This is a genomic window from Gordonia sp. C13, from assembly GCF_023218005.1.
Classification (GTDB): domain Bacteria; phylum Actinomycetota; class Actinomycetes; order Mycobacteriales; family Mycobacteriaceae; genus Gordonia; species Gordonia namibiensis.
Map to the genome: position 1 here is coordinate 1 of NZ_JALPSY010000011.1, position 20,124 is coordinate 20,124.

Consider the following 20,124-nt stretch of genomic DNA (forward strand, 5'->3'; position numbering starts at 1 on the left):
GCCGGACGGTCAGCCGATCGCGGCCTCGTGTTCCGGTGCGGTGGTCTTCCTCGCCGCCGCGACGGGAGACAGTGCCAGGGCGATGGTGCCGGTCACGACCAGGTGAGACGGGATTTGGGCGTGGAGGGTTCGGCGGTGCCGGGACAGGTCGACGACGGTGATGTCGAGCATCGACCCCGTCGAGCCGGCGCCGGGGAACGCGACGTCGAGGATCGAGGAGTGGAGGGGTAGCGCGGCATCGATGGCCACGACCACGCGTCCATGGGCGACGACCACCGAGGTCATGCGGGTCACCAGCGTCGGATACCATTCCGACGGCTCGCACGAGGTCTGGCTGACGGGCAGTCCGTCGGAGCCGAGATAGAAGGCGACTTTGCGTCGAAGGGATTCCTCTCGCAACGAGAGATCGCCTGCGAGAATGTCGTCCCCGGCGGCGTTGAGCTGGGCTCCCCAGGTGGCTGCATCGAAGGTACTGGTCACTTCTGACCCCTCTCGGCGAAGGACTGCGTTCTCACAGTGTGACCGATCGGGGGACGTTCCGCACCTCGACGCGGCGGAAAAACGTTGACCAACAACAGAATTGAAGACCTGCCGAGGATTGCGCGCACACGCTGGCTCGGGCGCCGATCCGGCGCGAACGACGATCGGGTCCCCGACCGCGATCTCGTCGTGTGCCTCCGATCATGGCCCAACTCCCGCACCTGCGCACCTCGGACACGCCGTTGTCGATTGTTCGAGGGAACCGCGATACCGGCTAGCCGGTAGTCCCGTGCACCGGCCAGCCTCCGGTCGGGTTGGCGGTCAGCATCGACGACATCCGCCCGCCATCGGACGAGTCTTGGAGTCACCGATCCAAGGACTCTGCAGTGACACTGCGCGAGAGGGGCCCTCACCATGAACGACACATCGATCGACACCAGCGTTCCGCCGAGCGGACCGGGTTGGCGTCGAATGCGAAGCCGCCGGGTCCTGGTGGTTCCACCTGCGGCGATGCGCCGAGTGCGGCCACATCGGCTGCTGCGACGACTCGCTCAGCCGCCACGCCCGTCAGCACGCCGCCGAGACCGGACACCCGGTCATGCAGAGCTTCGAACCCGGGGAGAACTGGTTCTACAGCTTCCGAACCCGTCAGGTGTTCGACGGCCCGACGATGGTCGAACCCACCTCCCACCCAGCCGACCAGGGCGTGCGGGGCCCGGTCGGTCGTGTGCCCGACGACTGGGTCCGGCAGCTGAACCACGCCCACGCACGCTGACTTCCGAAACACTCTCGACCACCGCACTTCACGAATCACGGAGCCCCTCATGTCCACAACGCCGAATTCGCACGCCACCGACCTCGTCACCGTTTACGGTCGCAGCCAGTGCCGGCGAGCGTTCGAGCTACGCGACTTCCTCAGCCGGAGCGTCGTCCACTTCCAATGGGTCCCGATCGACAACGATGTCGACTGCACCCGGCGCTTCGGTCTTCCGCTCGACGAGACAGACCTTCCGATCGTCGACCTCTCTGACGGTTCACGGCTGCACTCGCCGACGGTCGCGGAGCTGGCGGACCAGCTCGGGTGGGTCCGGGAACCCAGGCTGCAGGAGTACGACGTCGCGATCTACGGCGCCGGGCCGGCGGGTCTGTCCGCCGCGGTCTACGCGGCTTCTGAGGGGTTGAGTGTCGCCGTCCTGGAGCGCGAGGCCGTCGGCGGGCAGGCCGGTTACAGCAGCCTCATCGAGAACTACCTCGGCTTCCCGAAGGGCATCCCCGGTGGCGAACTGACGGAACGTGCCCGCCAGCAGGCGGTCTCGTTCGGCGCCGAACTCCTCCTCATGCGCGACGGGATGCAGACCCGCTTCGCCGACGATCGGGTGTACACGACCCTGAACGACGGCACGACCGTCGTCTCACGGACTGCGGTGTGCACCACCGGAGTCGAGTGGCGACGCCTCGGAATCCCCGACGAAGAGCGCTATATGGGCTGCGGCCTGTTCTACGGGGCGGGGACCAGCGAGGCGTCGACGTGCTCCGACCTCGAGGTGTTCGTCGTCGGCGGCGGCAACTCGGCGGGCCAGGCGGTGATGAACCTGTCGGCGCACGCCAAGCGTGTCACCATGCTGGTTCGCGAGCCGTCCCTGCCGGCGACGCTGTCCGCCTATCTCGAGGAGCGGGTCATTCGGCAACCCAACGTCGAGATCAGGACGAACACCCGGGTGGTCGGCCTCGACCGAGCGCAGGGGCTGACATCGATCCGTCTCGAGGACACCAAGACCGGCGCCGTCGAGGATGCCGACACGGAACGACTCTTCGTGTGCATCGGCGGCGACCCCGCCACCGAATGGGCCGCCGGAACCCCGCTGGTGCGCGACGATCACGGATTCCTCATCACCGGACCCGATCTCGTGCGCACCCATCACGAGGCACACTGGCCGCTCGGGCGCGCCCCCTACTACATGGAGACCTCGGTTCCCGGCTTCTTCGCGGCGGGCGACGCCCGCCGGAACTCGGTGAAGCGCGTGGCATCCGCCGTGGGTGAAGGGGCGATGGCGGTCACCTTCGTCCACAGTTACCTCGCCTCGACCTAGCTGTGAACGCCGGTGTGGCTCCCGTCGGCGCGCCACGTCACCGTCGTCGGGACCTCGTCGTCCCAAGGCTGGCGGGTGACGAGGTCGGCGACCCGGACATACCCGCGTTCGAAGACGCCGGTCGCCGGATCGATCAGGCGGTACTCCTGGGTCTGGCGATGGATCGGCTGGGCGTCGAGCAGGACGATCCGGACCTCACCGGGCTCGAAATGGCAACGCCGCTGCAGTGATTCGATCAGCTGTTCGTTCGAGAGGTGACCGTCGCCGAAGTTCCAGCCCATGGCGGTACTGCAGATCCGCTCACCGTCGGTGAGCACGTACTGCTCCTCGGGAGTGCCGGCCATCGCGCGATGTGCGAGCGTGAACAGCGCCCGGCCGTGACTGTTGAAGGCGCGGAACGCATAACCCATGTAGAGCGGGATCTGGGCGGCTTCGGGGCTGCCGTAGAAGCGTTCGAGCTGGGCGGCGGGCATCGAGGCGATGGCGACGATGCCCGCCTCGATCTTTGCCGACGCCGACGGTTTGATGCACCACAACCCGGTGTCCCAGTTGCCCGCGTAGTACCGCATGCCCGGCAGGAACGACACCTTGCGCGGCATCAGGTTCCCGACGACGACGGTCGTCGCCGACACCGCGAACAGCAGGACGGGCCACGGGGATTCGAGATCGGTGAGGCCGATTCCCGGGTGTCCGACGAAGATCGCCAGGATGCCGAACATCATGAAGACGTTCCACTCCAGCGGGACGCCCATCGGGATCGACGACAGGATGCCGAAGTGGAAGACGAGCATGATCGCGGCGGCGATCCCACCGACCCATCCGCCATGCGAGAAGAACAGCACGATGGGGACGAGTCCCTCGACAGCGGTGGAGAAGTGAGCGATCCAGCGGGAGCGTCGTCCGGGGCGCAGGTCGTCGGGGAAGTTCTCGAAGAACTTGCGTTTGATCTTCGGCGATCGCCAGATCGGGTTGTTCGACATCATCGTCGCGATGACGAAGGGAAAGTGCTTGTTCAGCTTCGATGTTGCCGCACCCAACCAGATGCACAGGAACAGCAGCTTGGCGCCGATGATCATGTCCACGCCGCTGAACAGGAACGTCACCGTGAGCGCCCCGTACACCTCGCCGCGCGCCGCGAGGAAGACCGTCTTGTCGCGGAGCCCGATCGCGGCGAGGAGCGCGAGGGTCGTCCAGATCTGCCACAGCGGCAGCACGCCGACAGTCGTGTCGAGAGCGGGGACCGCGCCCGACCCGGGGCTGAACAGTGCGATCAGCACGACGACGATCAGCGCGCCGTAGAGCGCGACGTCGACCGGGGTTCGGGTGTCGTCCGCGGTCAGCGGGATGCGCGGCCACGGGGGCTGGCGGATCGTCTTCGGGCGCAACCAGTAGAGGATCGAACCGAAGGGTGGGAAGAAGCGGTTGTTCAGCGGACCGAACCCGCAGCCGAATCCCACGACCTCGAACAGCATCGTGTAGAGCACGATCTTCTGGAAGACGATCGGCTCGTTGTACCAGTCGGTGACCGCGAAGAACCCGTCGATGCCGGGCGTCGAGATGACGATCGCCCAGCCGATCAGGATGTAGGCGAGGATCTTTCCGACGTAGAACAGGTGCAAGGCGACCGGCGTCCCGAATCCGACCTCGGCCCAGTGTCGCGCCATCGGTCGGATCTTCTCCGCCCGCGTGCCCTGGCTCCAGGTCGGGAAATCGATGTCCGGTGTGGTCTGCTTCAGGAATCCCATCGATGCTGAACGTAACAAACAAGCGATTGCTTGGGGCCGGATCGGGCCTGGTCGGGCGCGTTCTTCGGCGTACGTACGCTCCGGTCACCGGTGAGCGGCGTCGTACCTCTCGCGGCTCGCGTGTACCTCGTCCATATGGGCCTCGGCCCAGGTCTTGATGGACGCCATGACGCCGTGCAGGGAGAGTCCGAGGTCGGTGAGTTCGTAGGTGACGGTGACCGGGACCGTGGGGGTCACGGTGCGCGTGAGAAGACCATCGCGTTCCATCGAGCGCAGCGTCTGCGTCAGCATCTTCTGACTGACCCCGGCCAGGCGTTGTGCCAGATGGGAATAGCGCATGGCCCGCGGGCCGCCGGGACAGTCGTTGCCAGGGGCAGGGCCGTCGCTGCCGAGCGCGGCGAGGATGAGCGCAACCCACTTGTTGGAGATGCGGTCGAGGAGCTGGCGGCTGGGGCACTGCGCGAGGAATGCGTCGTACTGTGCGCGGGCCTCGGCTCGTTTGTCGGCCGCGGTCTGTGTCGGCATGGCGGCACCCTTTCGTTCCGGTGAGTAACGCACTTCGAAGTGCGTACTTCCCATTGGAGAGTTGCTCTCTCATGGTGGTTCATAGGAGCGCCACACACAAGAAGGAGCACGCCATGAACACATATCGAGACACTTTTCGTGCCGCCGTCGTGACCGCACCGTCGGGACCCGATTCGATCGAGATCGTCGACGTCCCGGTGCGGCGACCCGCGGACGGCCAGGTGCGCGTCGCGGTCGCCGCTGCGTCGATCAATCCGGTCGACCTCGCGGTCTCGTCGGGGTTCTTCCACTCGGTGGGGGTGATCAGCGGCAACGCGGCCATCGGATTGGGGATGGACTTCGCAGGCACGGCCCTCGAGTCCGGTGCCGGCGTCGGCCTCGCCCCGGGAACCCGGGTGGCCGGTGTCCTGCCCGGCTTCGACCATCCGACCGGCGCCTACGCCGAAGAGGTCGTGGTCCCGGTCGATGCGGTGGCCGTCGTACCGGAATCCCTGGACCTCGTCGCGGCGTCGACTGTGCCCATCAACGCCCTTGCCGCCGAGCAGATCCTCGACCTGCTCGGCGAACCCGGACCCGGCAGCGACCGACTGCTCGTGACCGGTGCGGCCGGAGTGGTCGGTGGATACCTGCTGGTCCTGGCCCGGCGTCGAGGATGGGACGTCACCGGGCTGGCCCGACCGGCCGACGAGGAGTACGTCCGCGGCCTCGGCGCCGGCTTCCTCGACGGGCCGCAGGGCGGCTGGCCCGCGGTCGCCGACGCCGCGGCGATGCAGGAGGCCGCACTCGCGCTGGTGCGTGACGGTGGCCGGTTGGTCGGAGTGATGCCCGGTCGAGCGCCGGCCGCCGAACGTGGGATCACCGTCGAGGTGGTGGACTCGCATGCCGATGGTCGGCTCGGACGACTGTTGGAACTCGCCGCAGCGGGTGACCTGCCGATCCGGGTCGAGGGGACCCTGCCCCTCGATCAGGCTGCCGACGCTCAGAAGGCCGCGGCGAAGCCGGGCCGGCGGGGGCGGTGGGCGATCACGCCGTGACGATGTGCGGCGCCGGCGGATCGAAACCGGGGTTGTCGGGAAGGGGTGACTCACCCTTCGAGTCCCCGATCTCCTTCACCGTCTTCAGGCCGGAGAGCCTCGAGTCGCCGCGCCGCGCGAGCGAGTCGTCGTACCACTCGAACCACGGGTAGCCGTATTGCAGATACTCCTCGATCGTCGGAGGAGCGTGGTGCGGAGCGGTCCCGGTCAGTCCCTGCCAGTCGGCGCTGTTGACGATGCGCAGGACGGCCTCGCCGGTGGTGCCGGTGTCCCAGTTGGTCCGCGGTTCGATCGGCGTCGCGATCGACTGCGTGATCGATCCGCCGGCGCCCATGCCCATCGCGCCGGCCGCCCCGGGCGCTTCTGCGCACAGAACCATCATGTCGGGGTCGTCGAAGGGCGGCTCTTCGCGTCGAGCGGCGATCCGCTCGTTCCAGACCGACCCGCGCAGCGGCGTGACCTGGATGCGGAGGCTTCCGTCGTCGGCTCCGGTGAGCTGCTCCGCGGCCGTGTAACCGCCACCGAGAGGCATCGCGACGAACTGCCGGACGGTCTTCTCGTCCACGCGGAAGCCGTCGAGCCAAGGCTGCTCGGGGACCTCGAAGTAGTCCTCGCCCTGGAAGTCGACGGCATCGGAGAAGTCGTCCCCGGTGACCGCGTTGATACCGCCGACGGAGATCCGGACCAGGAACGGGTAGTCCTCGGGCGAGGAGAAGCTGAACCACGCGGCCTCGGCCTGCCACATCGGGAGCAGGACGTCGGAACCGGCCCAGGTGCGTGACCGGTGGGCCACGGATTCCGCGTTCGTCAGCGGGAAGGAGCCGATGCTCGGTGGCAGCCCGTAGGTGGTCTCGTCGTCGGGAACGCGGAGGGTGCGATGTACGCGGATGTGCAGCCGGGCGTCGGGGTGGACGTCGCGGAAGGCGAATTCCAACTGGTTCCGGGTGACGGTGGGGGACATGTGCGGCCTCCGGCTGGTGCTGATGTGTGTCGTCGACGGTAGAGGTTTGGTCCGACAATCCCCGGTGTCCGCGGACCTGCGTTCGAACGGGCGACGGGACCGGCGGCGAGTGGTTCACTGGAAGCATGGTGTTCGTCGCGGTGGCCGTCTTCGTGGTGGTGGTCGCGGTCGCGCTCGTCCTGCTGATGTCCACGGCGATCGGTGCCTTCTCGGCGATGTTCAGCGAGATGAGAGCCGACTCCGCTCGGCGGCGCGCCCGACGCGGTGATTCACCGGTGTCGACGGCAGGCCCCGTCGCGTCGAACTCGGCCGATCCGCTCGGGGAGCTTGCCGACGACATGCGGTTGGCGCAGGCCCGACGCTGGGCGTCGTGCCGGTCCGTGCAGAGCCGTCTCCCCGACCAGACGAACGAGACATCCGGATACGTCGCCCGCGCCCTGGACATCTGGGGTGGCGGCGACCTCGACCGGCTCAGAGGCGACCGCGTCGGACAGATCGTCTGGACGACGGCGATGGTCGCCGACAGCGTGACCCGTCACCCGGCCTGGAAGCTGGACTTCTTCGACCGCCATGCCGTCCGCGTCGATCTCGACGGCGAGGTCGCCTCGATCGCCACCGCCGCCGCCGGACTGCGCGACCAACTCGACATCCTCGGTGATTCACCCAAGGGCCACCTCGGCGTCGACGACGAGGTGATCGCCACCTTCACGGAGAAGTCGCGGGTGCTGTCCGGGCGACTCGACGGCCTCGTCGCACGCGTGGAGGCGTTCGCCGACTACGAGCAGATCGTCGCCCGCATCCAGCAGCGCCAGGAGAAACAGGCCTGGCTCGACCGGGTCAGTGCGATAGACGAATTCGAGCACGTCGTCGACGCCGAGTGGGACCGCGCCGAGAGCGACCGCGTCCGCAACATGGCCGACGAATCCGAGGTCCTGGCCTCGATCTACCTGGATGAGATCGCCCCACTGGCGAAGTCGCTCAAGCGGAGTGACGCGGCATAGGGCTCGTCACGAAGGGGCGATGACCACCTGGAACAGGACTTCCTTCCGGACCTGGAAGCCCAGCTGCTCGTAGAGGCGGATCGCGTTCACGTTGGTCGCCTCCGCATGCAGGATCGGCGTTGCACCCCGATCCCCAATCCCCTGTGCGAGCGCGAGAACCAACCGTGACGCGAGGCCCTGTCCGCGGTGATCGGGATCGGTGCACACGGCGCTGATCTCGGTGTGTCTTAGGAGGGTGAGTCGTTCGCCGCCCATCGCGATCAGGCGGCCGTTACGTCGAATCCCGAGGTAGGTGCCCATCTCGATGGTGCGCTTACGGAACGGCCCGGGACGGGTGCGCCGAACGAGGTCGGTCATCTCCGGGACGTCGTCGGCGGTCAGTCGGATGACGGCATCGTCGGGTCTCGCGGGTACTCCGGCGTCGACCATCTGTACCCCGGGCAGGTGCATCTTCGACTGCCAGCCGGCAGGCGGGGTGTCGGCGACGACCGGGAGGAACAGAGCACCTCCCGGGCCGACCAATCGGGCGGCGTCGGCCCAGTCCTCGGCGGTCGGGCCGTCCGGGAGGGCGGCCATCGGGCACACATCGGGGTGGTATCGCAGGGCGGTGCCGACTCTTTCGGCGAACCGCGCATGCGGGCCGGTCAGGGCAGCCCGGGCCGGGTTGTCGAGGGGTGTGTAGCCGGAACGCTCTGTCCCGCCCGCGGATTCGTCGACGCTTCCGGCCACACGGCGACGATACCCGGCGATGCGGTCCGGTCCGAGTTCCCGCGGGTCTGTTTCCCTCTCGCTCAGCAGACTTGGTGAGCGGAAGGGAGACACGCGGGCGGGACGGAAACACGCACGCAGGAATCGGGCCACGCAGGACACATGGACGGTGCCGGCCTTACCATCGGGCGATCAACGGCGCTGGTCACGACGTTCCGCGGAACGTCACCGGCGGAATCGGGGCGAGAAGGAGCCGCGCGTGGCGACGAGTGAGCGTGCCCCCGACGTCGGCGCCGACCGTGAGACGACGCGCAATCTCACCTTGATGCTCGTGCTGACGTTCGCGACCGGCGTGGTCGACGTGGGCGGTTTCCTCGGCTTCGACACCGTGTTCCTCGGCAACATGACCGGCAACGTCCTGATCCTCGGAATGGGTGCGGCCGGCGCCGACGGGCTGCCGGTCCTCGCGCTGTCCCTGGCGCTGGTCGCGTTCATCGTCGGCGCCGGGATCGCGAGCCTCTTCCTACGAGCAGGCCGCCGCGGATGGAGTCCGCGATTGACCGCCGTGCTGGCGGTATCGGCGTCGCTGGTCGCCGGTACCTCGGTCCTCGTCTGGCTGCAACCGACCGAGCACCTGGCGGCGATGTTCGCCATCGTGATGACGGCGGGTGCGATGGGGATGCAGGCCGCAGCCGCGCGCAACGTCGGTGTCGCGGACGTGACCACCGTCGTCGTCACGTCGACGATCGCCGCCTGGGCGATCGACATGTTCGCCCGCCCCAGCCGGGCCACGATCCTGAACCGCCGGCTCGCGGCGATCGTCACGATCCTGGTGGGCGCCCTGGTCGGTGCGCTGCTGGTGAAGGTTGCGCTCTGGTCGGTATTCGCCTTGGCCGCGATCGTCAGCGCCGTCGTGGTGGTGTGCGGGCATGTACTTGCGTCGGCGGGTGCCGGCGGGGCTACCCGAGCCAGTTGATGTCGACGCGGATGAGGGTCGTGACGTCGTTGCGTCCCTGCCAGATCGGCGTACCGGTCGGCTGCGTCGAATACAGTCCGTGTCCGGCAGCGAGCACTCGCTCGTACTGACTGGGCCAGTTGATCTCGGCGGCGAGACCGTCGAGCGTCGCCCGGCCTCGGTCGAGGGCGCGTTTGACGTGGGTGGGTGCGGGCAACCGGTCTGACTTGCTCGAGTTGCAGCCCTGGCACGCAAGAACGAGATTCGCCAGCCCGTCGATGCCGACCCGCGACCACGGTAGAACGTGGTCGACGTGGCGTTGGCGGTGAAGCTTTGTGTCGCAGTAGAAACAGGCCGGCCCGAATCGGTCGGTGAGGGCGTCGCCGGCTCTCTGCAAAGACACACGATCCGCACCGAACAGGTGGTGGGCGAGGTCGGGACCCTCGTCGAGGAGGTTCTTGTTCATCCGTCGGACGTCATCGACCCACGCCAACTGGAAGGCCGGCTTCAGCAATGGTGCGAGACGGGCAAGAGTCACGCATACGCCGGGGAACAACGTGAGTTTGTTGCCTTGGTCGGAGACCCGTTGCGCCGAGTCGGTACCCATCCAGGAGTCGTCGTACAGGAAGCGATCCTGTTCGTCGCCCGAGGTCAGGTTCTGCAACAGCTTCAACGGGTACCGCACCAGTGTCTTTTTGACGACGGCGTGGGTCGCTTTGTAGTGCTCCGACTCGTAGGCGACAACGAGATCGAGGCCCGGAGTCCGATGAGCCGTGACCTTGGCGCGCAGATCTGTAACCGCGGCGAAGATGACTCCGCGCCCGTCGGTGGATTGTCGCAGCAGATGGCCGTCGAGGGGACGCATCTGGCGCCAGTACAGCTCGATGACTCGGCTGGTGAGGTCGTCGAGGTCGATGTCGACCGCGGCCGTCGCGTCGTCCGGGACGGACTCGACTGCCAGATCGAGGAGAGCCATCAGAACGGCGAGCTTGTAAGTCGCCGTACGCCGGCCACCCTCCAGGATCGCCACCAATTTCTGACCGAGCGCGAGCGGGTCAGTGGGAGGCAGCACGATCGCGATTGTATGCCGGGCTGGTTGGGAACCGGTTGACAAACGACCGTCGCTCTAGCTGCTCCCGAACAGCAGGGCACCGAGGAACATCGTGCCGATGAATGCTCCGCCGATCACGGCACTACCGAATGCCATTTCGGCGCTACCGGCGTCGCTGCTTCCTCCGCCGGCGCCACCCGAACTGTCCGCGATACCGCCGTGTCGTGAACATGCACCCTGACGGGTCTTCGCGTGACTGTATGTACCGTCTTTGCACCGAATGCCGGTCGCAGACCCGTCGGGGCCGGGTGTGCACGATCCTTGGGAGTTCCGGTAGTAGTCAGAGCCGCAGCTGTAGTCGACCTCGTGCAGGTGAGGCGTATCGGCGTACGCAGCTGAACTGCCTGCTGTGCTGCCGAGCAGCGCGCCAATCGTCATGGCCAGGACTGCGCCGACGCCCACAAGGACACGCTTGACTCTGTTCTTCTGCACTGCAGCATACTTGGGTACGAGCTGTGCGCTGCCGCGACGGCCCCACGGAGTGTTGTCGTAATCCACCCGATTGGACGACAGCGGCGTGGCGTGAGACCGAATCTCGTCGATTACCGGCCGAGTGAATACTCGGCAATCCTGAATTGCGTCTTGTCGCGGAAACCGGCACAAATCGCAACGTGGTCCAAACCCATACAAAGAAACGGTCGGCGAATGCGCTATTGCGCACTCGCCGAACGTCTTTCAGGTCCCGGCCGAACGGTCGCCGAGCCCGAGGTTCGGGGAAATCAGCGCAGGACGATGTCGACCGGCACTGCGCTGCCGAGGGTGTGGCCGACGGGAGAGCTGGCCTGGACCTTCGCGTGCAGTTCGTCGAGCTTCTCGCGCGGGGCGTCGGAGTCGATGGTGACGTTCGCGGTGATCGAGCTGAAGCCGGCGTGACCCTCGGCGAGTCCGAGGAAGACACGAAGATCGAGGTCGCCCTTGAGATCGATGCGGAGGTCCTTGAGTTCGATGCCGGCCACCGTGGCATTGGCTGCGTAACCGACCGCGAGGCAGTTGCCGAGCGCACCGAGGAGTTGTTCGACGGGGTTGGGTGCGGTGTCGCCACCGCCGAGCGCGGCCGGCTCGTCGGACCCTATCGGCGAGAAGTTCCGGACACGGGCCTCGGACGCGAACGCACCGTTCCACTGAACATGTGCAGCCCAGGTCGTCTGCGCCTTGGAGTCGTCGACCTGGATGGCTTCGACGAGCTGACCGACAGCTGCGATGTCGACGTCGTTCAGGCGGGTGGCGGTCTTGGTCATGGTGCTCCTTCGGGCGAACGATGCAGTGGCATCGAACGTAACGAGCAACGGAGGGCGAGACAGCGTTCAGCACCACGCTGATCCGAACTGTCGGAAATCAGGACGCCGCGTGATCGATCACGGCTATGGGATACCGCGAGGCGTGATGGGCGGCGCGGGTCACCGAGGTGGTCCAGACCGGGAAGGTGGTTCCGGCGCGGGGGCGGGTGATGACCAGCAGAGACGCCTGCGGCACCGCCTCGGCGAGGGATCGATGTGGATCGCCGTTGACGAGCTGGATGTTGACGGGGAGCGCAGGATACTGCTGTCGCCACGGCTTCAGGAGGGCGTCGGCCCGCGCGTACACATCCGAGATGTGTTCTGGCGCAGCGTCGTCGGGGATGGCGCAGATGATGGTCACCGATTGACCGATCTCGTGGGCACGCGCGAACGCGGTATTGATGGCGTGGTCCGACGGCGCGTCGACGTCGACGGCGGCGACCACCGGGCCGTCGAAGCTCAGATTTCCGAAAGGCACTGTGACCACCGGGCATTTCGACCGTGCGGTGAGGGTCGCGCTGACGCTTCCGGCGGTGAGTCGTTCCAGCCAGCTCGCCCGATGATGCCCCAGCACCAGGAGGTCGACGTGTTGGGACACCTGCAGTAGCAGCGGAACCGGTAGCTCGGGCTTGACCAGGGTGTCGACGTGCAGATCCGGATGCTGGGCGCGGAGGGACTCGGCGACCGCGTCGGCTCGGGTGAGCGCGGCGTCGCGGATGTTCTCGATGTCGAACTCGGCGAGGCTCTGGGCGGCACCCGCGGGTGCGTATCCGCTGACGAGCAGCAGTCGCCCGCCGCGTCGGAGAGCGGCCGCCGCACCCCATCGTGCGGCGGCCTCCGCCTCCGGGCTGTGGTCGAGCCCGACCGCGACCGTGCTCATCGCGGCTGGGTGTCCTCGGTCGAGGCGAGTGCCGCGGCGGCGGCCTCGGCCCGACGTTCTGCATCGCTGCTCATCGTCTTCAGCGCGACCTCCTTGATAAAGCAGATGGCGACGAGGCTGAGTGCCGCCATGACGCCGGCGACCAGGAAGATCCTCGCCGTGCCATCACCGTAGGCGCCGCGGACGATGTCGGCGATCGGACCGGGCAACTCGTTGAGGTTCGCCAGCCCGGCCTGCGAGCCGCCGGTCTGCCCCGCGTCGATACCGACCGCGCTCAGGCCCTTGGCGATGAGATCGGTGACGTGGTTGGACAGGATCGCACCCAGCACCGACACACCCGAGGCGCCGCCGAGCGACCGGAAGAATGTGACCGTCGAGGTGGCCGCACCCAGATTGGCGGGGCTGACGTTGTTCTGGACCGCGAGCACCAGGTTCTGCATGGTCATACCCATGCCGACACCGAGGACGAACAGGTACACGCCCAGGATCACCATGTTGGTGTGTGCGTCGATCGTGGCGAGCAGTCCGAAGCCGACGGTCATCAGCGCCGCACCGGCGACCAGGTAGGCCTTCCAGCGTCCGAAGCGGGTGATCATCTGGCCGGAGATCGTGGCCGAGACCATCGAGCCGATGATCATCGGCAGAGTCAGCAGGCCGGCCGCGGTCGGCGAGTAGCCGCGCGCGATCTGGAAGTACTGACCCAGGAACACCGCACCGCCGAAGAGCGCGACACCAACCGCGACGCTCGCCAGCGTGGCCAGCGTCGTCGTGCGGTCACGGAACAGATGCAGCGGGATGATGGGGCTGCTCACACGCGACTCGACGAACACCGCGGCGGCCAGCAGAACAACTCCCAGCGCGACGAGGCCGTACGACGTCGCCGACGCCCAGTCGAAGCTCTTGCCGGCGAGGGTCACCCAGATCAGCAGGGTGCTGACGCCGGAGGCGATGAGGAGCGCGCCGCCGTAGTCGATGCTGACCTTCTTGCGGACCACGGGGAGGTTCAGAGTGCGCTGGATGACCATCAGGGCGACGACGGCGAGGGGCACACAGACGTAGAAGGTCCAGCGCCAGCCGAGCCAGCTGGTGTCAACGATCAGCCCGCCGATCAGCGGACCCGCGACGGTGGCGACCGACATCACCGCAGCCATCGGCCCCTGGTAGCGGCCACGTTCGCGGGGGCTGAACATGGTTGCGACCACGATGACGACCAGCGCCTGCAGGCCGCCCAGGCCGAGGCCCTGGATGACGCGGTAGCCGATCAGCATGTCGACGGACTGCGAGGTACCGGCCAGGATCGACCCGATGGTGAAGAGCGCCAGCGACATCTGCACCAGCAGTTTCTTGCTCACCAGGTCCGAGAACTTGCCCCAGATCGGTGTGGTGGCGGTCGACGCCAGCAGGGTCGCGGTGACCACCCACGTGTACTGGTCCTGTGTGCCGTGCAGATCGGTGATGATCGTGGGCAGGGCATTGGACACGATGGTCGACGACAGGAACGCGACGAACATACCCAGCAGGAGGCCGACGAGCGCCTCGATCCGCTGGCGGTGTGTCATCGGGATGTCTTCGACGTCCGCCGGCCCGGTGGCGGGTGCGCTCATACTTCGATACCTCCGCGAGACGCGTCCTCGTACTGACCGGAGGTCGCGCACGGGACGGCACATTGTTGAATGCTGCAACTAGGGCAGATGTGAAAGTTGTAACACGCAACTATCGAAGATTGTTCCGGCTGTGGCCGACGCCTCAGTCGCGGACGGTTCGGAACTGTCTCGTGACGTCTCGCCGTGTGATTCCGGACGGTGTCGCCGGCGCGCGATAGCCTTCGCCAGACAGGCATCGACGACGCGAGGTTTGGCCCATGACGAACACGCTGGGTACGGCTGACAGAAGGCGGTATCCGTCATGCCTGCGGTGATCCCCGAGAACCCGCGGTTCGCGGCGGCCAGCGAAGAAGTGGTCTTCGACGCGCTGAACGCGCAACTCCTGGACGAGGATCTGATCGTCGTCGGGCAGCGGGTCACCGACCACTCGAAGGATCACGAGATCGACTTCGTCGTCGCGATCGAAGGGTCCGGGGTCGTGTGTGTCGAGGTCAAGGGTGGCGAGGTGTGGCACGACGGCGAATCGTGGTGGCAGGAGCGCGTCGGGCAGGGGCCGAAGCGGATCGACCCGGTCGCACAGGTCAGGGACGGCTGCTACGCGCTGCGCGATTTCGTCGAACACGATCCCCGCTGGACGCAGGGGCGCGTGCGATGGGATCACGTGGTGGTCTTCCCGCATTCGGAGGTCGATTCGAGCTTCGCACTCCCCGAGTGCCCGCGATGGAAGGTCGTCGACCGCACCCAGCTCCACCAGCTCATGCCGCTCATCCGGAATGTACTGCTGCAGAAGGACGTCGACTGGCCGGGCATCGACGCCGACGGGATCATCCAGCTGCGGATCGCGCTCAGCGGCAGGGGGTTACCGCAGCGCGATGTGGTCGCCCGTGCTCTGGAGAACGAGAGCGTCGCCGACACGCTCACCTCCCACCAGGCGGTGATCCTCCGTGCGATCCACCAGCTCAATCGCGTCGAGGTGCGCGGCGGTGCGGGCAGCGGCAAGACCTTCCTCGCCGTCGAGCAGGCACGACGCCTCGCCAAAGACGGTCAGCGGGTTGCCTTCGTCTGCTACTCGCATGGGTTGGCGTCGTTTCTCCGACGACTCACCGCGACGTGGCCACGCAAGGAACGGCCCGCGTATGTCGGCGAGTTCCATGAACTGGGCATCCAATGGGGCGCGCCCACCGGTCCCGACGAGCAGGAACGAACCCAAGCGGCGCAGGACTTCTGGGAACACGAGCTTCCGCAGCAGATGTACGAGCTCGCGCAGGGGCTCGCGCCGGGAAAGCGCTTCGACTCGATAGTCGTCGACGAGGCACAGGACTTCGCCGACGACTGGTGGAAACCGATGCTCGCGTGCCTGCGCGACCCCGAGTCCGGCGGCATCTACGTGTTCAGCGACGAAGCGCAGCGTGTCTTCGCCCGACAGGGGTCGCCGCCGGTGGACCTGGTGCCGCTGGTCCTCGACCACAACCTCCGCAACACCAAGCAGATCGCCGAGACCTTCAAACCGCTTGTGGGACAGCGAATGCAGTTGCACGGTGGCAACGGACCGGCCGTGACCTTCGTGCCGTGCGCGGCAGCCGACGCGCTCGACGCCGCCGACGACCAGATCGACCCGCTGCTCGACAAGGGATGGCGGCCCGAGGACATCGCGCTGCTGACCACCGGGAGCCGCCACTCCGAACAGAAAGCGCGCCAGGCCGAGGGCACCCGGGAGTACTGGGAGTCGTTCTGGGACGGTGAGCAGGTCTTCTACGGTCACGTCCTCGGTTTCAAGGGACTGGAACGACGCGTCGTCGTGCTGGCGCTCAATGAGACGAAGACCTGGGATCGGTCTCGCGAACGCCTCTACGTCGGATTGTCCCGCGCCCGTGATGAACTGGTGGTCTGTGGTGATCCCGAGTTCGTTCGGGAGGTCGGTGGACCCCAGGTCGCTCGCCAACTCGGCATCGCCGACACGGAACCGCAGTGATGGCAACGGGAGTATGGAGATCAGGCATGGCAGCGGTGGACGACGTACTCACGGAACTGGAATCCCTCGGTTCCGAGCAGACACGCAAGACCTACCGCCGGCACGGGGTCGGCGACAACCAGTTCGGTGTCAGCTACTCCGCGCTCGGGAAGCTCAAGAAGCGGATCAAGACCGACCACGAACTCGCTCTCGGACTGTGGGACAGCGGGAATCATGATGCGCGCCTTCTGGCCTCCATGATCGCCGATCCCGAGAAGTCCGACCCGACGCTCCTCGACACCTGGGCGCACGGCGTCGACAACTACACGCTCTCCGACGCGGTGTCCGGGTACGCGTCGTCGACCCTGCTGGCGAAGGACACCGCCGAGCGTTGGATCGAATCGGACCACGAGTTCGTCGCCGCGATGGGATGGGGGATCCTCGCCACCATCGCGACGAAGGACGGGAAGCTGCCGGACTCCTACTTTCGACAACTGCTCTCGCGGATCGAACGCGACATCGCGAACGGCCAGAACCGCGAGCGGTACTCGATGAACACCGCGCTCATCGCGATCGGGGTACGGAACGACGCTCTCGAATCGGAGGCGTTGGCTGTGGCTGCCCGGATCGGCACCGTCGTCGTCGACCACGGCGACACCAGCTGCAAGACGCCGGACGCCGCGGCCTACATCGCGAAGACGAAAGAACACCGCGCGCGGAAGCGCTGACCCACTCGGACTCTCAGGACCGAGTGGGCAGGCCTCCGACCAGGACATTTGCCCCAGTTGCGGCCCGTTGTCTCGCGTACAGGGACCTTGGTCCCGACCATAAGTGGACTTATGTCCCGCGGCTGTAGGGACCTAGTTACCCGAAGTGGAGAGATCTGAACCCACCACGTCTCTGACCGTTTGGTCTGGCTGAAGGCCTCCCTACGCTCCGCAGGCATGAATGCCAGACGCGCCCTCTGTGCGGGCCTCGCAGCAGTCGCTGTCTTCGTCGGTGGGGCCGGCGTACTGACCCCGGCGGCCACTGCTTTACCCGCAAGTCGCTGTGCCCCCGCCTCGACCCCTGAGACGAAGCAGCGGCTCTCGGAACTGACCGACACGTCCGAGATCAAGACCTTCGACGATGCGCGCTCCACGATCAGCGACCTACGCAAGGAGCTCAGCAAATCGAACAACTATCTCGGCACGTTCCCGATCGCCTTCGACAACATCCTCGAACTCGTCGGACCCAGCATCGAATCCGGAATCTATGAACATCCGGAGTGGGCGTCGGATCTCGCGGTGGAGGTCGTCCGCCTGTACGTCGGGAACCTTCACGAATACGTCACCGGCGGTGAGCCGCAGGCGCATTGGGCGCAGGCCTTCGCTCTTACGGCCGCGTGCGACCGCAGTCCCGGACGGGTCCTGCTCGGGCAGATCTTCGCCCATCTCCTCGTCGACTTCCCCTACGCCCTGGAGAACATCGACACGACGGCCGGCCACACCCGGGACTTCTACACCTTCGGCGGTGCGCTCGTCGACGCCACACCGACGATCGTCAAAGACGTCAAGCGCACCTACGGTGTCGACCTCGGCCCGCTCTTCACCGCGTGGTTCGTCGGAGACCTGATCGGCGACAGCCAGGCCCCGACGCTCCTCTTCCAGTCGACCCGGACCGCTGCGCTCGTCAACAGTTTCGGCTTGCAGAACCCGGCAACCCGTGGCGTGACCGTGGCCGAGATCAATGCACTGTTCCAGACGGCAAATGTCGCGCTCGACGTGATGGAGAAGCTCGGCCAGATCTGAGAGAAGAACGCGAGCCGGTGACAACCGGTCACCGGCTCGCGTCTTGGTTCTCGAAGAGAAGAACTACCAGGAGATCTCGATCTCGATCTCGGATTCGTCCTCACCACGCTCGAACTCGACCTTCAGATTCACCTGCGCGGGGATGTCGATGCGCACGGTCTTGTCGTTCTCGACGTACGACACCTCGTTGTGCCGGGCGATCGCGTCGGCGAGGTCGTGAAGCCGTTGCGCCGCCTCTTCGCGGGTCAGCGTGGTCTTGGTCTCGTGCTCGAACAGTTCGTCGCTCATACGTTCATCTGAGCGGATCGGGATGGGCCGGTCAAGCGTGCCGCATCGACAGGTCGACGGACGGACATCCGGTCGTCACCCGCAGTTCTCCGGCGCGTCGAACCGTTGAGCAAATCTGACCCGAGTGACCTCAGTGCCCTTTCTCTCCCAGCATCTCTCCCTCCGCACGGTCCTACGCACCGCCGGGGCGGGGGCCCTCCTGATCCCGGTCGGAGCCGCGGCCGCATGCGGATCGCCGGACTCGGGTTCCGGTGCAGGTCTGATCAGGTCGCGTCCGACGCTCACCCACGGCGTCGCCGCCGGCGAGGTCACCAGCAGTGGCGCACTGGTGTGGGCACGATCGGACCGGACGGCGACGATGATCGTCGAGACCGCCTCGTCTGAGTCGTTCCGGGGTGCTCGACGCATCCGCGGACCTGTGGTGACGCCGGGTACCGACGGCACCGGTCGCGTTCGTGTCGCCGGCCTCGAACCCGGGCAGACCGTTCATTACCGTGTGACCCTCGAAGGTGAGGACGGCGCAGTCGGTGAACCGGTCGCCGGGACCTTCACCACTGCCCCGGTTCAGGCGCGAGACATCACCTTTCAGTGGTCGGGCGACGTCGCGGGACAGGGGTGGGGCATCAACCCCGACCTCGGCGGGATGCCGATCTTCGCCACGATGGCCGAGCGCAACCCGCTCTTCTTCATCCACTCCGGTGATGCCATCTACGCCGATGGGCCCATCAGCGCGACCCAGGAACAGAACAACGGCGAGATCTATCGGAACGTGACCAGTGCGGCGAAACAGCAAGTCGCCCAGAGCGTTGACGATTACCGGGGCAATTACGCCTACAACCTCACCGATGAGCACTTTCGACGGTTCGTCGCGTCGGTGCCCCAACTCGTGCAATGGGACGACCACGAGGTCGTCAACAACTGGTTCCCGGGCGAGAACCTCGCCGGTCAGGGGCGCGATGGTTACACCGAGACCGACGTCGATGTTCTGGCCCGCAATGCGCGACAGGCCTGGCAGGAGTGGCAACCCGTCGATGCGTCGAGGTCGAAGCGCCTGTACCGCAAGGTCTCCTATGGGCCCCTGCTCGACGTCTTCCTCCTCGACATGCGCACACACAAAGACCCCAATCCCGATGCGTGGTCGAGGGTCAATGTCGACGGTGTGCTCGGGGCGGAACAGACCCAGTGGCTGATCGACGGGCTGAAGGGGTCGACGGCGACCTGGAAGGTTGTTGCCAACGACCTCCCGCTGAGCATCGTCGTCGCCGACAAGAACACGACGCCCGAGAACGGCCCGACGGCGATGGAGGCTGTGGGCCAGGGCGATCCGGGTGCACCCCTCGGACGCGAGATCGCATTCTCACGCATCCTGTCGCAGACGAAGAACGTGCCGAACATCGTGTACCTCACCGCAGACGTGCACTACACGGCGGCGATCTCCTATGAACCCGATCGCGCTGCTTTCAAGGACTTCTCGCCGTTCTGGGAGTTCGTTGCCGGGCCGCTGCACGCGGGTGCGTTCCCGCAGAGCCCATTGGACGAGACCTTCGGCGCGAAATACGAGTTCGTGCATGCGCCCACCGAGGAGAACGTGTCCCCGGCCGAGGGATACCAACACTTCGGCGAGGTGTCGATCGACGGAAGGACTCGCGTGCTGTCCGTCCAGCTCGCCGACGCCTCGGGAAGGGCTCTGTACACGAAGCAATTGGCGCCGGCGAGATAGGCGC

At 66.5% G+C, this 20,124-nt stretch carries 19 protein-coding genes and 1 pseudogene; 9 read left to right on the forward strand and 11 right to left on the reverse strand.

Annotated elements, in window-relative coordinates:
• Positions 1-9: 9 nt before the first annotated feature.
• A complete protein-coding gene (locus M1L58_RS10960; RefSeq protein WP_248658919.1) occupies positions 10-480 on the reverse strand; it encodes a hypothetical protein in 471 nt (156 codons plus the stop codon).
• Positions 481-894: 414 nt separating this feature from the next.
• Between M1L58_RS10960 and M1L58_RS10965 the strand changes: the two are divergent.
• Together M1L58_RS10965 and M1L58_RS10970 are read left to right on the forward strand one after the other, a co-directional pair.
• Positions 895-1,255: pseudogene (locus M1L58_RS10965) on the forward strand (UBP-type zinc finger domain-containing protein).
• Positions 1,256-1,304: 49 nt separating this feature from the next.
• Positions 1,305-2,570 carry an NAD(P)/FAD-dependent oxidoreductase gene (locus M1L58_RS10970; protein ID WP_248658920.1) on the forward strand — a complete coding sequence of 422 codons (1,266 nt, stop codon included), beginning with the start codon at positions 1,305-1,307 and terminating at the stop codon, positions 2,568-2,570.
• On the opposite strand, the gene M1L58_RS10975 is transcribed toward M1L58_RS10970, so the two are convergent.
• Together M1L58_RS10975 and M1L58_RS10980 are read right to left on the reverse strand one after the other, a co-directional pair.
• Positions 2,567-4,315: a DUF3556 domain-containing protein gene (locus tag M1L58_RS10975; protein ID WP_248658921.1), complete on the reverse strand. Its 1,749-nt coding sequence runs from the start codon at positions 4,313-4,315 to the stop codon at positions 2,567-2,569. The two genes, M1L58_RS10970 and M1L58_RS10975, sit on opposite strands and share 4 nt — an antisense overlap.
• An 84-nt stretch (positions 4,316-4,399) precedes the next feature.
• The gene (locus M1L58_RS10980) at positions 4,400-4,840 is read right to left on the reverse strand and encodes a winged helix-turn-helix transcriptional regulator (RefSeq protein ID WP_248658922.1); all 441 of its coding nucleotides are present in this window, start codon (positions 4,838-4,840) and stop codon (positions 4,400-4,402) included.
• 113 nt (positions 4,841-4,953) lie between these two features.
• On the opposite strand from M1L58_RS10980, the gene M1L58_RS10985 reads away from it, so the two are divergent.
• Positions 4,954-5,874 (forward strand): alcohol dehydrogenase catalytic domain-containing protein, encoded by a 921-nt coding sequence (locus M1L58_RS10985; RefSeq protein WP_248658923.1) that lies wholly within the window; start codon positions 4,954-4,956, stop codon positions 5,872-5,874.
• On the opposite strand, the gene M1L58_RS10990 is transcribed toward M1L58_RS10985, so the two are convergent.
• On the reverse strand, positions 5,864-6,835 hold the full coding sequence (locus M1L58_RS10990) for a hypothetical protein (RefSeq protein ID WP_248658924.1): 972 nt from the start codon (positions 6,833-6,835) through the stop codon (positions 5,864-5,866). The genes M1L58_RS10985 and M1L58_RS10990 overlap by 11 nt on opposite strands.
• A 125-nt stretch (positions 6,836-6,960) precedes the next feature.
• Between M1L58_RS10990 and M1L58_RS10995 the strand changes: the two genes are divergently transcribed.
• Positions 6,961-7,836, forward strand: a complete 876-nt coding sequence (locus M1L58_RS10995; protein ID WP_248658925.1) for a hypothetical protein — start codon at positions 6,961-6,963, stop codon at positions 7,834-7,836.
• Between the two features lie 6 nt (positions 7,837-7,842).
• Here the strand turns inward: M1L58_RS10995 and M1L58_RS11000 are convergent, their stop codons facing one another.
• Positions 7,843-8,565: a GNAT family N-acetyltransferase gene (locus tag M1L58_RS11000; protein ID WP_248658926.1), complete on the reverse strand. Its 723-nt coding sequence runs from the start codon at positions 8,563-8,565 to the stop codon at positions 7,843-7,845.
• A 238-nt stretch (positions 8,566-8,803) separates the two neighbouring features.
• On the opposite strand from M1L58_RS11000, the gene M1L58_RS11005 reads away from it, so the two are divergent.
• Positions 8,804-9,520, forward strand: a complete 717-nt coding sequence (locus M1L58_RS11005) for a DUF1275 family protein (protein WP_248658927.1) — start codon at positions 8,804-8,806, stop codon at positions 9,518-9,520.
• Here M1L58_RS11005 and M1L58_RS11010 read toward each other — a convergent pair.
• The 5 genes from M1L58_RS11010 to M1L58_RS11025 form a co-directional block, all read right to left on the reverse strand.
• Positions 9,504-10,568: an HNH endonuclease gene (locus M1L58_RS11010; protein WP_248659002.1), complete on the reverse strand. Its 1,065-nt coding sequence runs from the start codon at positions 10,566-10,568 to the stop codon at positions 9,504-9,506. The genes M1L58_RS11005 and M1L58_RS11010 overlap by 17 nt on opposite strands.
• A gap of 57 nt (positions 10,569-10,625) precedes the next feature.
• Positions 10,626-10,988 (reverse strand): DUF3761 domain-containing protein, encoded by a 363-nt coding sequence (locus tag M1L58_RS23610; protein WP_374112701.1) that lies wholly within the window; start codon positions 10,986-10,988, stop codon positions 10,626-10,628.
• 341 nt (positions 10,989-11,329) lie between these two features.
• Positions 11,330-11,848, reverse strand: coding sequence for an OsmC family protein (locus tag M1L58_RS11015; protein WP_248658928.1), 519 nt, complete (start codon positions 11,846-11,848; stop codon positions 11,330-11,332).
• 97 nt (positions 11,849-11,945) lie between these two features.
• The gene (locus M1L58_RS11020; protein ID WP_248658929.1) at positions 11,946-12,767 is read right to left on the reverse strand and encodes a universal stress protein; all 822 of its coding nucleotides are present in this window, start codon (positions 12,765-12,767) and stop codon (positions 11,946-11,948) included.
• On the reverse strand, positions 12,764-14,371 hold the full coding sequence (locus M1L58_RS11025) for an MDR family MFS transporter (RefSeq protein WP_248658930.1): 1,608 nt from the start codon (positions 14,369-14,371) through the stop codon (positions 12,764-12,766). The genes M1L58_RS11020 and M1L58_RS11025 overlap by 4 nt, the downstream gene beginning before the upstream one ends.
• 301 nt (positions 14,372-14,672) lie before the next feature.
• Here M1L58_RS11025 and M1L58_RS11030 point away from each other — a divergent pair, with 301 nt between their 5' ends.
• From M1L58_RS11030 to M1L58_RS11040, 3 genes are all read left to right on the forward strand, one after another.
• Entirely contained in the window at positions 14,673-16,343 is a 1,671-nt protein-coding gene (locus M1L58_RS11030; RefSeq protein ID WP_248658931.1) for a nuclease-related domain-containing DEAD/DEAH box helicase, read from the forward strand.
• Positions 16,344-16,369: 26 nt separating this feature from the next.
• Positions 16,370-17,050, forward strand: a complete 681-nt coding sequence (locus tag M1L58_RS11035) for a DNA alkylation repair protein (protein WP_248658932.1) — start codon at positions 16,370-16,372, stop codon at positions 17,048-17,050.
• Positions 17,051-17,266: 216 nt separating this feature from the next.
• Positions 17,267-18,112, forward strand: a complete 846-nt coding sequence (locus M1L58_RS11040; RefSeq protein ID WP_248658933.1) for a DUF5995 family protein — start codon at positions 17,267-17,269, stop codon at positions 18,110-18,112.
• A 63-nt stretch (positions 18,113-18,175) separates the two neighbouring features.
• Here M1L58_RS11040 and M1L58_RS11045 read toward each other — a convergent pair whose 3' ends face one another.
• Positions 18,176-18,400, reverse strand: coding sequence for an amphi-Trp domain-containing protein (locus tag M1L58_RS11045; protein ID WP_154885076.1), 225 nt, complete (start codon positions 18,398-18,400; stop codon positions 18,176-18,178).
• Between the two features lie 124 nt (positions 18,401-18,524).
• Here M1L58_RS11045 and M1L58_RS11050 point away from each other — a divergent pair, with 124 nt between their 5' ends.
• Positions 18,525-20,120 (forward strand): alkaline phosphatase D family protein, encoded by a 1,596-nt coding sequence (locus M1L58_RS11050; protein ID WP_248658934.1) that lies wholly within the window; start codon positions 18,525-18,527, stop codon positions 20,118-20,120.
• Positions 20,121-20,124 lie beyond the last annotated feature (4 nt).